12 protein-coding genes and 1 tRNA gene are annotated in these 13,130 nt (G+C 59.9%); 10 read left to right on the forward strand and 3 right to left on the reverse strand.

Annotation, left to right across the window (positions count from 1 at the left end; all coding sequences use genetic code 11):
• The first annotated feature begins 287 nt into the window (after positions 1 to 287).
• The 7 genes from ACUXAC_RS10625 to ACUXAC_RS10655 all read left to right on the forward strand — a co-directional run bounded on the left by ACUXAC_RS10625 (position 288) and on the right by ACUXAC_RS10655 (position 7,373).
• Positions 288 to 1,817 carry a 3-hydroxyacyl-CoA dehydrogenase NAD-binding domain-containing protein gene (locus ACUXAC_RS10625; protein WP_141958759.1) on the forward strand — a complete coding sequence of 510 codons (1,530 nt, stop codon included), beginning with the start codon at positions 288 to 290 and terminating at the stop codon, positions 1,815 to 1,817.
• Positions 1,818 to 1,826: 9 nt separating this feature from the next.
• A complete protein-coding gene (locus tag ACUXAC_RS10630) occupies positions 1,827 to 3,038 on the forward strand; it encodes an acetyl-CoA C-acyltransferase (RefSeq protein WP_387442517.1) in 1,212 nt (403 codons plus the stop codon).
• A 15-nt stretch (positions 3,039 to 3,053) separates the two neighbouring features.
• A complete protein-coding gene (gene hemA / locus ACUXAC_RS10635; protein WP_060440242.1) occupies positions 3,054 to 4,265 on the forward strand; it encodes a 5-aminolevulinate synthase in 1,212 nt (403 codons plus the stop codon).
• Entirely contained in the window at positions 4,262 to 5,434 is a 1,173-nt protein-coding gene (locus ACUXAC_RS10640) for an MFS transporter (protein WP_038875325.1), read from the forward strand. The genes hemA and ACUXAC_RS10640 overlap by 4 nt, the downstream gene beginning before the upstream one ends.
• Positions 5,427 to 6,146, forward strand: a complete 720-nt coding sequence (locus ACUXAC_RS10645) for an enoyl-CoA hydratase/isomerase family protein (protein WP_387442521.1) — start codon at positions 5,427 to 5,429, stop codon at positions 6,144 to 6,146. Before ACUXAC_RS10640 ends, ACUXAC_RS10645 begins: the two co-directional genes overlap by 8 nt.
• A 122-nt stretch (positions 6,147 to 6,268) precedes the next feature.
• Complete coding sequence (locus tag ACUXAC_RS10650) at positions 6,269 to 6,835, forward strand: GNAT family N-acetyltransferase (RefSeq protein WP_343179446.1); 567 nt, start codon at positions 6,269 to 6,271, stop codon at positions 6,833 to 6,835.
• Entirely contained in the window at positions 6,819 to 7,373 is a 555-nt protein-coding gene (locus tag ACUXAC_RS10655; RefSeq protein ID WP_342121027.1) for a hypothetical protein, read from the forward strand. The genes ACUXAC_RS10650 and ACUXAC_RS10655 overlap by 17 nt, the downstream gene beginning before the upstream one ends.
• A 117-nt stretch (positions 7,374 to 7,490) precedes the next feature.
• On the opposite strand, the gene ACUXAC_RS10660 is transcribed toward ACUXAC_RS10655, so the two are convergent.
• Positions 7,491 to 7,793 (reverse strand): putative quinol monooxygenase, encoded by a 303-nt coding sequence (locus tag ACUXAC_RS10660; protein ID WP_308342787.1) that lies wholly within the window; start codon positions 7,791 to 7,793, stop codon positions 7,491 to 7,493.
• A gap of 384 nt (positions 7,794 to 8,177) precedes the next feature.
• On the opposite strand from ACUXAC_RS10660, the gene ACUXAC_RS10665 reads away from it, so the two are divergent.
• Positions 8,178 to 9,491, forward strand: coding sequence for an MFS transporter (locus ACUXAC_RS10665; RefSeq protein ID WP_387442526.1), 1,314 nt, complete (start codon positions 8,178 to 8,180; stop codon positions 9,489 to 9,491).
• 74 nt (positions 9,492 to 9,565) lie between these two features.
• Complete coding sequence (locus ACUXAC_RS10670) at positions 9,566 to 10,069, forward strand: DedA family protein (RefSeq protein WP_100396520.1); 504 nt, start codon at positions 9,566 to 9,568, stop codon at positions 10,067 to 10,069.
• Positions 10,070 to 10,289: 220 nt separating this feature from the next.
• Here ACUXAC_RS10670 and ACUXAC_RS10675 read toward each other — a convergent pair.
• Positions 10,290 to 10,365, reverse strand: a tRNA-Lys gene (locus ACUXAC_RS10675).
• A 349-nt stretch (positions 10,366 to 10,714) separates the two neighbouring features.
• Between ACUXAC_RS10675 and cycA the strand changes: the two genes are divergently transcribed.
• Complete coding sequence (cycA, locus tag ACUXAC_RS10680) at positions 10,715 to 12,115, forward strand: D-serine/D-alanine/glycine transporter (protein WP_197652030.1); 1,401 nt, start codon at positions 10,715 to 10,717, stop codon at positions 12,113 to 12,115.
• Between the two features lie 51 nt (positions 12,116 to 12,166).
• Here cycA and ACUXAC_RS10685 read toward each other — a convergent pair whose 3' ends face one another.
• On the reverse strand, positions 12,167 to 13,090 hold the full coding sequence (locus ACUXAC_RS10685) for a DMT family transporter (RefSeq protein ID WP_049201628.1): 924 nt from the start codon (positions 13,088 to 13,090) through the stop codon (positions 12,167 to 12,169).
• Positions 13,091 to 13,130: the final 40 nt, after the last annotated feature.

A 13,130-nucleotide genomic window follows, 5' to 3' on the forward strand; every position in this document is an offset into this window, starting at 1 on the left:
TCACTATAGAATATCGTCGCCCGGCGCCAGTAGCCGTTTCATATAATAAAAAATACCAACGCTATAACGAAAACAGCTATTCCCTTTAAAATAAGCCTTTTATTGCACCGAATTGGAAAACTGCGCGAATAGCATAATCTCCTCGGCACGTAAACCTGTCATTTCTACCGTTAGACAGCCGGGACACCGCCAATTACTTTCCAGACAGGCACCCAGTGCCGCCGTAAATCCAAAGAGATAATAAGCATTTGCGAATTTCGCATGGCATACAGTGACGGGGATTTTCTATGGCAGAAAGTAATGCGGCAATTCAGTCGGCTGCGATTATCGGCGCGGGAACGATGGGCAGAGGCATCGCTTATCTTTTCGCGCAAAAAGGCATTCGCACGGTGCTTTATAATCGCAACGGCAATACCCTCAGTCAGGCTCGCGACTATATCGAGCTAGACCTGAACAAGAAAGTCGAACAGGGCAAGATCGCGCTGCAGGATAAAGGCGCGGTGTTGGCCAATCTGGTGTTCACCTCGGTATTTGAGACCATTGCCGACAGCGAGCTGGTGATAGAAACCATCGCCGAGCAAGAGCAAACCAAACTTGAGGTGCTGGCGACCATCGCCGCTGCAGTCAAGCCCGACACGCTGATCGCCACCAATACCTCCTCACTGTCGCTAAATAAGCTGGCAACCGCGGTGACGCACAGCGAGCGGTTTATCGGTTTGCACTTTTTCAACCCCGCGCCGCTGATGAAACTGATTGAAATCATCCCGGCCTACTGTACTGCATACGCCACCACGGAGCGTTGCCGCCAGCTGGTGGCCGCGTTGGGGAAACGTGACGTCGTCTGCCAGGCCACGCCGGGGTTTATCGTCAACCGCATGGCCCGCCCCTACTACCTGGAAGGGTTCCGCCTATTGGAAGAACACGTGGCGCGCGCGCCGCAGATCGACCGTGCCCTCAAGGCCGGTGGGCACTTTCGTATGGGGCCACTCGAACTGACCGATTTTATCGGCCAGGACATCAACTATCAGGTCAGTCGGCAAATCTGGCAGGACATGCAATACGACGCGCGCTATACCCCCGGCCACCTGCAGCGTTCGCTGGTCGATGCCGGTCTATTGGGAAAAAAGAACGGCCGCTCCTATTTTGCCGTCGAAGAAAACGCCCCGCCGGTGATGGCCGCCACCGATGCAGACATTGAGACGCTGCACGTTTACGGCGAACACCCTTTTTTTACCCTGTTACAACAGCGGGCCGCGCTTCAGTGGCCACGGCTGCGCGTGGAACAACGGCCGGCATTACCGGGCCTGGGGCCGGCCGTCCGGATCAATGACGCTTTCACCATCAGCATCACCGATGGCCGCACGGCAAACCAGCTGGCCGAGCAGACGGCGGCGGATGCCTTTGTGGTCGATGTTGCCCTGAATTACGCCGACACGGCGTATCTGGTGGCAGCGCACAGCCGCCACGCCTCTGGGGCCAATAAAGCGCTGTTCTTACGCCTGCTGCACACGGCAATCCCGCAGGTTGAATTTATCAAGGATTCCCCGGCCTTGATCGTCGCCCGCGTCCTCAGCAGCCTAATCAACGAGTCGGTGATCATGGTGGAAAGCGGCGTCTGCAGCCGGGAAGACATCGATGTCGCCGCCGTCGCCGGCGTTAACTACGCCGACGGCATTTTCGGCTGGCTCGATAGCCTGGGGGAGAAAAACGTCAGGACGACGCTGAGCAACCTGGCGCAGTTGCTGCACGCGGCGCGCTATGCGCCGCATTACACCCTTCTGCACGCCGCGCAACCGGCGCTGACGACCACGCCTTAAGGATTAATGATGAGCATTCAAGATGACGGCGTTTATCTGATCGACGGCACGCGCACGGCGATCGGCACCTATGGTGGCAGCCTGGCGCATACCCGCCCCGACGACATGGCGGCAACGATCATTCGCAGTCTGCTGCAGCGCCATCCGGCGGCGGAAACGAGCCTGGACGAAGTGGTTCTGGGCTGCGCCAACCAGGCCGGCGAGGACAACCGCAATGTCGCCCGCATGGCGGCGCTGCTTGCCGGACTGGATCCGTCGGTGCCGGCCATCACCCTCAACCGCCTTTGCGCCTCCGGGTTGGATGCCGTGATCTACGCCGCGGCAAAAATCCGCAGCGGCCTTAGCGAACTGATTCTGGCCGGCGGCGTGGAAAGCATGAGCCGCGCGCCCTATGTGCTGAGCAAGAGCGAAACGCCGTTCGATAAGGGGGTAAAGCTGTACGACACCACGCTGGGATGGCGCTTTGTTAATCCGCGGCTGGCGGAGCGCTACGGCAGCGATCCGCTCGGCATCACGGCAGAAAACGTGGCTCAACGGCAGCATATCTCACGCGAGGAACAGGATCTGTTCGCGCTGGCCTCGCAGCAAAAGGCTCGCCGGGCGATCGACAGCGGCCGGCTGGCACGGGAAATCACGCCCGTAGACGTGCCGGCGGATCGTAAAACGACCCGCATATTCGCGCAGGACGAGTTTCCCCGGCTCAGCACGCTGCAACAGTTGCAGACGCTGAAACCGGCGTTCTCCGCCGACGGTACAGTCACGGCAGGCAACGCTTCCGGCATCAACGACGGCGCCGCCGTGCTGCTGCTGGCTTCCGGGCGCTACGTGAAGCGTCAGGGGTGGCAACCTCTGGCGGAGATCGGCGACAGCACGGCCGCCGGGGTTGAACCGGCGCTGATGGGGCTGGGGCCGATCGCCTCCACCGAGCGCTTACTGCAGCGCGGCGGGTTCACCTTGAACGACTTCGACATCATCGAGATTAACGAAGCGTTCGCCTCACAGGTCCTAGCGGCGCTGAAACACTGGCGTATCGACGCCAACGACGCGCGGGTTAACCCGAACGGCGGCGCCATCGCGCTCGGTCATCCGTTGGGGATGTCCGGTGCGCGCCTGGTGCTGTCGGCGGCGCTGGAATTACGCGACCGACAGGCGAGCAACGCATTGGTGACGATGTGCGTCGGCGTCGGCCAGGGTCTGTCACTAAACCTTAAAGCCGTTTAACACAAGGAATATGCTATGAGCGTACTGAACATTCTTGAAGAAAAGCTGGCGGAAACCAAAAAACAGGGGCGTTTTCGCGAGTTCCTCAACCTTGAACGCGGCGTACAGGACAAACCCTGGGCCACCAGCCACGGACACCAAGGTGAGCGCCGTCTCAACGTCTGGTGCTCGAACGACTATCTGGCGATGAGCCACCACCCCAAAGTGCTGCTGGCCACCACCGAAGCGGTTAACCGGGTCGGGTTGGGCACCTGCGGCGCCCGCAGCATTTCCGGCACCTCGGTCTACCACAGCGAGTTGGAAACGCTGCTGGCCAGCGCTTACGGCAAAGAATCGGCTCTGCTGTTCACTACCGGTTTCGGCGCCAACGACGCCACCTTGTCCACCCTGTGCGACGCCATTCCCGATCTGATCGTATTCTCCGACGAGCTGAATCACGCCTCGATGATTTACGGTATCCGCTACAGCAAGGCGGAGAAAAAGATCTTCCGCCACAACGATGTGGCACACCTCGCCGAGCTGCTGCAGGCTGCCGATCCGGCGCGGCCAAAGCTGATCGCCTTCGAGTCGCTGTATTCCATGGACGGTGACTTCGCTCCCTTGGCACAGATCGTGGCGCTGGCGGAACAGTATCAGGCGCTGACCTATCTCGACGAGATCCACTCCGCCGGCGTCTATGGCGAACGAGGGCTGGGCTACGCCGAACAACTGGGCCTGCTGGATAAAATCACCATTATTCAGGGCGGTTTCGGCAAGTCTTACGGTGCGGCGGGCGGCTATATCGCCGCCCCCCGCTCGGTGGTGGAGGCGGTGCGCAGCTGGGCCCCGGCATTCGTCTTCAGCACCTCGTCACCGGCACCGGTGGTGGCCGCAGCGCTAGCCAGTTTTAAATACAACCTCGAGCATGACACCCAGCGCAAGCACCTGCTGGCGATCGTCGATCACCTGAAAACCGGCCTGCGCGCCGCCGGCATTCCGCTGGTGTCGGCCGACAGCCATATCCTGCCGCTGCGGGTCGGCGATCCGCACCGCAACAAACACATCAGCAAAGTACTGCTCGATGAGCATGATATTTACGTGCAGCCGGTCAATGCGCCGACGGTGCCCGCAGGCAGCGAGCGGCTGCGGGTAACACCAACCTCGGCACACTCCCATGCCGACGTGGAGACGTTCCTGGCGGCGCTGGGACGGGTCTGGGCAGCGAACGATCTGCGGAGGGCAGGATGAAGTTAGCGGATTATAACGGCCATCTGGTCACGCTCTGTCTAATGGCGACCGGCACGTTCGCCATCGGCACCGACGCCTTTATCGTCGCCGGCGTGCTCAGTGACATTTCCGATACCTTTGCCGTCAGCCCCGCGCAAGCGGGGCAGTTGATATCGGTATTCGCGCTGGCTTATATGCTGTTCGCGCCACTGACCGCCTGGCTGCTCGGCAACGTCAACCGCAAGCATATCCTACAGTTGGCGCTGGTGCTGTTCATCGCCGGCAATTTGGCCTGCGCCTGGGCCACCAGCTACCTGCAGATCTCGTTCGGCAGAGTGCTGGCCGCATTGGGTGCAGCCTGTTACACGCCGCAGGCCGCCGCCGCCGCAGTGGGGCTGGTGGCGGAAAAACGCCGCGGCCTGGCCATTTCCATCGTCTATGGGGGCATGACGTTGGCTATTGCGCTCGGTATTCCATTCGGTACCTTTCTCGCCAAACTGATCGGCTGGCGTGAAATATTCCTGTTCATCGCCCTGTTGGGGGCAATTGCGCTGCTGGGCCTTTCGCTGGCGCTGCGCGCCATTGCGCCACCGGGCAAGCATTCGCTGAAAGAGCGGCTCGCCCCGCTGCGGCAAAAGGCGGTGCTGACTACGCTGCTGATCACCTTTTTTGCCGTTTGCTCGGAACACATCGTCTATAGCTACGTCAGCGTCTTGCTGAAAAACACCCAGTTCGGCCCGCAGGCGATTCTGCCCCTCGCGCTGCTGGTGTTCGGCATTGGCGCGGTGATCGGCAATTTTGCCTCCGGTGCGTTAACCGATGCCCTCGGCAGCAAGTTTGTGCTGCTGTTTTCCGTGGCGCTCCAGACGCTGTCCCTGTTTCTGCTGGCCTTTTATGTCACTTCCCCCTGGTGGGTACTGGCCATCTTCCTGGTCTGGGGCATTACCGGCTGGATGTATCTGGTGCCGATCCAACATCACCTGTTGTCGCTGTCGAAACGCTTTGGCGCACTGACCGTGTCGCTCAACAGCTCGGTGCTGTACGCCGGCATCGCGGCGGGCGGCATGCTGGGCGGCCTGACGCTCTACGCGCTGCCGGCCCATTACCTGCCGCTGTTTTCGCTGCCGCTCGGCGCCATCGCCCTGCTGCTGACACTGCTGTTTTTCCGGGGAGAGACCAACAATGAATGAAGCCCTCCCGGTGCTTTATGAGCGCCATGGCGAGCTGGTTGCGGTCATCACCCTCAATCGGCCGGAAAAAAAGAACGCCATCAACCTGCAGATGGCCGAGCTGATCCGCACCTACCTGCGGCAGGCAGATAACGATGACTCGGTGCGCGCGATCGTCCTGGCCGGTCAACCGGCGGTATTTTCCGCCGGCATGGATATCAACGCCTTTCATCAGGGTGAACTGCCCATTGTCACGCCGGAGGGGTTTGGCGGGCTGATCCATGCACAGATCGCCAAGGTGATCATCGCCGCCGTTGATGGCATCGCTTACGGAGGTGGCTTTGAGCTCGCCCTGGCCTGCGATCTGATCGTCGCCGGCCAGGGCGCACGCTTCAGCTTCCCCGAAACCGGGCTCGGGTTAGTCGCCGCACAAGGCGGGTGCGCGCGCTTGCCGGCGCGAGTTTCTCCCTATGTCGCACTCGACTGGCTGCTGACCGGCAGAATCGTCGATGCGCAGGAGGCGTTATCACACGGCGCCATTTCCCGTATCAGCGAGGGGACGGCCCAGGAAGAAGCACTGCGCATCGCCGAACAGATCGCCGGAAAAGATCTTGCCGCCAGCCAAACGGTTAAGGCCATCGTGCGCCAGGGGCTGGCACGGCAGGAAGCTCCCTCATTCGATTTTCAACAAGGCCCGGTCGAGCGCCTGCGTCAGGCTGCCGCCCGCCGATAATACCCCTGCCGGTTCGCCTGAACCGGCATTTCCGCTTTTCCGCCACAGCTCATTTTACGCAGCCCACCTCTCGGCGCTGGGCTACACTGCCGGTAGCCCTAATGCGCTGATAAGGAAAAACAATGCGCCCTTTGCCTCTGCTGACCCCCAGGCTGATCCTGCGCCCGTTCACGGCCGACGATCTGCCCCATTTTACCGCCTACCGCAGCCACCCCGACGTGGCGCGCTATCAAAGCTGGAGCGACTACAGCGCCGCCGATGCGCAGGCCTTTTTCGAACAACAACGGCGGCTCGAGTTCAACCGTGACGACAGCTGGTTTCAACTGGCGGTCGAGCGCCGCGAAGACGGCGCGTTGCTCGGCGATGTCGCAGTGCATTTCTTCGATGCGGGGCGCCAGGCTGAACTGGGCGTGACCTTCGCGCCCAGCCATCAGCGGCAAGGGATGGCGCACGAGGCGCTGAACGCCGTCATCGCCCTGCTGTTCGGGCCGCTGGCGAAGCACCGCATTACCGCAGTGGTGGACGCGCGTAATCTTGGCGCCGCCGCGCTGTTCGGCAAGCTGGGTTTTCGGCGCGAGGCCCATTGGCGGCAAAACGTGTTTTTTAAAGGCGCGTGGGGCGACGAATTCGGTTTCGCTCTGCTGCAAAGTGAATGGCGGGAGAATGCAAAGCATGGCGCTGCTGAATAAATACCTTGGGCAATACCAGTTCTCGGAGCGGCATGCCATCACCATCGCCGCGCCGTCGGCCCGGATACTGGCGGCCGTGGCCGCTTACGATCCCAAGCACGATCGCTTTTTCCGCAGCATGATAGCGCTGCGCGAATTGCCCGCACGGCTGATGCCACGCGATAAACCCAGCCCACCGCCGTTTGGCCTGCATAACTTTTGCCTGCTTGAGCGGGATGAAACGGCGCTGGTCTATGGCCTGATCGGCCGCTTTTGGCAGGCCGAATACGGTCTGGAGGACGTCGCCGACGGGCCGGGGTTTCTGGCCTTCGCGCAGCCCGGCGTCGCCAAACTGGCGTTGGGTTACGTCGTGACCCCTTTGCCGGACGGCCGCTGCCGCCTGGTAACGGAAACGCGCATCTTCTGCCCCGACGACGCCAGCCGACGGCGGTTCACCCCCTACTGGTATACTATTCGCCTGGTCAGCGGGCTGATACGCCGCCGTATGTTGCGCGACATCAGGACCGCCAGCGAGGCCACCGCGCATAATCATTCATAGGATGAATACATTTAGGAGCATTCTCAGAGCATGCCTCAAGCAATAAGGTTATTTATTAACCATTACAAGATGCATTGAGAAGCCATTAGCCCCGCCCCCCTGCGGGGCTTTTTTCATCTAGATGCCGTTCAAACCGGGAAATACCTGCATAAACAGGAAGGTGCAAGGCTTGCGCTGATGCTGATTGATCTGTGGCACCAGCCGGGTGAAATGCTCGGTCTGACAATGCACATCCAGGGCGGCGCGATCCGGCCAGCTTTCGATAAAAATAAAATGCCCGGGGTCCTGCTGGTCGATGCACAGTTCATAACTGATGCACAGCGGTTCTTGACGGGTTTTCTCCACCAGCTCGCGATACCATGGCATAACGGTTTCAATGTGTTCCGGATGGATAAAGTCTTCAGCGATGACCTTCAGCATGTTGCGCTCCTGCATTCTGTTTTGCCGTGCCTCACCTTATCGTCCTCACTCCCGAGATGAAAGCCCCCTACTCCAGGCCTATCGCCGGGTTGCCAATTCGGTGATAGCGCACACAGATCTCGATCAAAGCGCTTGAACGCGCCACAGCCCTGTGTGAACTTCCGGTTAACAAAAAAGCAACACACCATTCACCATGGTGATGTCTGCACTCACCTGCCGACCCGATACGCGGCGTTTTTTTTCACCTTTAAAGGCCTGACCATTAGTCCTTTAGACCTTTAAAGGTCCCGAAGAAAAACCGTGGTTACCGTCGTGTTGAGGACAACGGCATCAGGACGGTCCTGTGACCGACGCTTGTCATTCTCAGAAGAGAGGTTAACGCCAGTGAATCACGCCACCTATGCCGCTCCTGCGCTCAACGCCGCCATTCGCAAAACCTGGCGCAGACTGGTGCCATTGATGTTCGCTATGTACTTTGTCGCGTTTATCGACAGGGTTAACGTCGGCTTTGCCAAGGACGCGATGGCCATCGATATCGCGCTGTCCCAATCCGCTTTTGCGCTCGGCGCCGGGATATTTTTTGCCGCCTATGCACTGTTCGGCATCCCGGCCAACCTGCTGATGAACCGCTGGGGCGCAAAACGCTGGCTCAGCGCCACCACCGCACTGTGGGGGATGCTGTCGGCCTGCACCGGGCTGGTGACCAACGAACAGCAGTTTATCGCCCTGCGGTTTCTGCTGGGGATCGCCGAAGCCGGGTTTTACCCCGGCATCCTGCTGCTGGCGTCGATCTATTTTCCCAATAAGGTGCGCGCCTCGGTCATTGGCATTTTCGTGCTCGGCGTGCCGGCGGCCCTGACGCTCGGCTCCCCGCTGTCGGGGGCATTGCTGGAGATGCACGGCGTGCTGGGTAAACCCGGCTGGTTCTGGATGTTCCTGCTGGAAGGGTTGCCGGCCGTCGCCCTCGGCGTCTTCGCCTTTTTCTATCTCGACGATAGCCCGCAGCAGGCCCGCTTTCTGACTGAGGAAGAACGCACGGCGCTGGTCGCACAGTTGGCAGCCGAACAGCAGCAGACCGAAACCAGCAGCGTCAAAGCAGCGATGAGAAGCGGCAAAGTTTGGCATCTGGCGTTGATCTACGGCACCCTGCAGATCGGCGTGTACGGCCTGATGTTTTTCCTGCCTTCGCAGGTCGCCTCGCTGATGGGCACCCATCTCGGCTTCAAGGCCTCGCTGGTGGCCGCCATTCCCTGGGCGTTCTCTGCGCTGGGCGTCTATTTCCTGCCGCGCTTTGCCGACAGAAACACCGCCAGAAGACTACCGATCGCCGTCGCTTGCATGGTCGCGGCGGCGCTGGGGCTGGTGGTCTCTTCCTATGCCGGTCCTTTGCTCGCTATCGCCGCCCTGAGCTGTTGCGCAGTCAGTTTCCTGGCGGTACAGCCGATTTTCTGGACGTTTCCCGCTCAGGTGCTCACCGGCCCGGCGCTGGCGGCCGGCATCGGCTTTTGCACCACGCTCGGCGCGGCGTTCAGCTTTTTAGCCCCGCTTATCCGCACCGAGGCGGAACAGCGTTTTCACAGCCCGCATGCCGGGCCGCTGGTGCTGGCCGCCTTTGCACTGCTGTGCGCCGCGCTGTTGTGGGCGCTCAAAAACCGGCGCGCCGACGTGAGCAAGCAAGACGCAAAGATTGCCGGATAGCGGCGCGTTATTTAGCCATTATTGAACCTGCGGATGGGACACTGGCATTCAGCCCCCTCGCCCACAGGTGTTAAATGGATGAATTGACGCACATTATCGCCAAATACACCCCGGAGCCGGAGATGTTGCTGCTGCTGATTTTCCTGTTTGCGCTGGGTAAATCCGTGATCTTCGTTTCCTCCGTCCTGCCGCCCGCCTCGGTCACGCTGCTGATGGGCATCGTTGCGGGCAAGCACGCGCTGCCTGTCAGCGCCGTTTGGGCGGCCATCACCCTCGGGGCCGCGCTGGGATCGATCTTGTCGTTCCACTGCGGCGCGCTGCTGTGCCGCCGCGATCTTGGCAGCCGGCTACCGGCGCGTTTTCATGCGCCGCTGCACAAAGCCCAGCGCGCCCTGCAAAAGCGCGGGTTGCCATTGCTGTTCGCCTCGCGTTTTCTGGCGGTAATGCGCTATACCGTACCGCTGATGGCCGGCATGCTGAAGCTGCCGCTGGGGCGCGTCTATGCCACCGCCGCACTCTCGGCCGCCGCCTGGGCGCTGATCTTGATGTCGGCTGCGCATTTATTCCCCGCATCTTGACCTGAAAGATTCTTGGGCAAATGACCGCCCCATGCGCCGACGTTGCGTCAGCGCACAGCCTCTCTTGCCGTATAAACTGCCGTGCAACACCGCAGTTTGCGCCAGATCACCTTTCTGAACATCAGTCGAAAAATGCGAATTTTTTTGCAAAAAGCGCGTTTAAAACGGCGCAATGCGGGAAGAAACGGAGAAAAGCCTGGGCGTAACACGCTGATTTGGTTGGTGGGTCGTACAGGGTTCGAACCTGTGACCCATTGATTAAGAGTCAACTGCTCTACCGACTGAGCTAACGACCCAACGAGATAAATTGTCCTCCTCGCCAATGCCGCTGTCAAACGCTTACACTCATTACTTTTTCTCATGCGAATTTTACAACCCTTTGTTTAATCAACGAGATAAGCCGCATAAGGTCTATTAATCCCACCTTTTGAAGAGTAATCTTCCGCTCCCTGAACGTCCGATTTGCCTCCTCCGTGTAAAGATTGATCGACTTTTATCCCGCGTATAAATGTTGTAAAAATGTTGCACAAAGGTGGCGTTATTGCACTACCTTACTAAAGCCGGGCCAACCGGATAAATGTATAAAAAAGAGCCACTTCAGAGCTCGCGACTTCACTAATGACAGGTAAAACAGGACATCATCAGATGGTAGATCACTCTAAAATAGCGACTGACGCGACGCCCGCTTCAGAAGATCATCTACGGCGAAACCTCACTAACCGACATATTCAACTGATCGCCATCGGCGGCGCCATCGGCACCGGTCTGTTTATGGGCTCAGGTAAAACCATCAGCCTGGCCGGCCCTTCGATCATCTTCGTGTACATGATCATCGGCTTTATGCTGTTCTTCGTGATGCGCGCCATGGGCGAGCTGCTGCTGTCCAATCTGGAATACAAATCGTTCAGCGATTTCGCTGCGGATCTGCTCGGCCCGTGGGCCGGTTTCTTCACCGGCTGGACCTACTGGTTCTGCTGGGTGGTCACCGGCATCGCCGACGTCGTAGCGATTACCGCCTACGCCCAGTTCTGGTTCCCCGGGCTGTCGCAATGGATCGCTTCGCTGCTGTGCGTACTGTTGCTGCTCGGCCTTAACCTGGCGACGGTGAAGATGTTCGGCGAAATGGAATTCTGGTTTGCGATGATCAAAATCGTCGCCATCGTCGGGCTGATCGTCGCCGGGCTGGTGATGATCGCCATGCAGTTCCAATCGCCGACCGGCACCGTGGCCTCATTCACTCATCTGTGGAATGACGGCGGCATGTTCCCGAAAGGCATCAGCGGCTTCTTCGCCGGCTTCCAGATTGCGGTATTCGCCTTCGTCGGCATTGAGCTGGTGGGCACCACCGCCGCAGAAACCAAGGATCCGGAGAAATCGCTGCCGCGCGCCATCAACTCGATTCCGATCCGCATCATCATGTTCTACGTGTTCTCCCTGATCGTCATCATGTCGGTGACGCCGTGGAGCTCCGTGGTGCCGGACAAGAGCCCGTTCGTTGAACTGTTCGTGCTGATCGGCCTGCCTGCCGCGGCTAGCGTGATCAACTTCGTGGTGCTGACCTCCGCCGCCTCCTCCGCCAACAGCGGCGTGTTCTCCACCAGCCGCATGCTGTTCGGGCTGGCGCAGGAAGGCGACGCGCCAAAATCGTTCGCCAATCTGTCCAAGCGCGCGGTGCCGGCCAACGGCCTCACCTTCTCCTGCATCTGCCTGCTGGGCGGCGTGGTGCTGATTTACCTGATCCCGAACGTGATGACGGTCTTCACCCTGGTGACCACCGTATCGGCGATTCTGTTCATGTTCGTTTGGACCATCATCCTGTGCTCGTATCTGGTCTACCGTAAACAGCGCCCGGCGCTGCACCAGAAATCGATCTACAAGATGCCGGCCGGCAAACTGATGTGCTGGGTGTGCATGGCGTTCTTCGTGTTCGTGCTGGTGCTGCTGTCGCTGCGCGAAGACACCCGCCAGGCGTTGATCGTCACCCCGCTGTGGTTCATCGTGCTCGGCCTGTCTTACGTGTTCCTGCGCAAGAAGAAAACCGCATGATGCAAAAAGGGGCGGATATCTCCGCCCCTTTTTTCCTTCTAAGCCTCCGCGCTAATCCGCTTCCGTCGCCACCGCCGCTTTATCCTTGCGCCGCACGCGCAGCTCGCTGACCACCACCCCAATCACGATCAACGCGCCCCCCAATAACGCCACGCCCGGCAAACGCTCGCCGGCCAACCGCCCGACGATGCCCGCCCAGACCGGTTCGCCGGCGTAAATCACCGTGGCCCGCGTCGGCGAAACGCTGCGCTGCGCCCAGTTCATGGTCAGCTGAATCAAGGCGCTGGCCAGCCCCAGCCCAATGGCGCTGTACAGCAGATAATCCGAATACGGCGGCGGTGACTCGCCGGTCGGCGCCATCATTAAAAATGAGGTCAGCGAGGCGGTCGCCAGCTGCACGATGGTCACCCGGCGGATATTCACCTTACCGGCGAAGGCGCCGATCAGAATGATCTCTGCCGCCATACCCAGGGTACCGGCCAGCGTCAGAATTTCGCCGAGGCTCAGCGTCATGTCGGTGCTGCTCGGCGCCGCCAGCAGCATCAGGCCGGTAAAGGCCAGCAGAATGCCGATCCACGACATGATGCCGGGGAACCGCCCCAGCACCAGCCATTGCAACAGTGGCACGATCGGCACGTACATGGCGGTGATAAACGCCGATTGGCTGCTGGTGATGGTCTGCAGGCCGACGGTTTGCATACTGTAACCAAACATAATCGCCAGCCCAATCAGCCCGCCCGCCTTCAGTTCATACAGGGTCAGGCCGCGCAACACGCGCAGCGAAAACAGGGTCAGCGCCAGCGTGGCGGTGGCGAAACGCAGACCGACGAAAAAGAACGGCCCGCTGACCTGCATCGCGTGATGCACCGCCAAAAAGGTGCCGCCCCAGATCATGGTGATGAAAATCAACACCGCTTCCGGCAGCCTGATTTGCGGAACCACGGCGGAAATAAAGGATTTTTTTGCTGCTGACACCGGCTTGCCCTTCCTGCTGAGTGCAATATAATGCACAGAT

It is taken from the genome of Serratia sp. 121840015-1 (assembly GCF_053627655.1).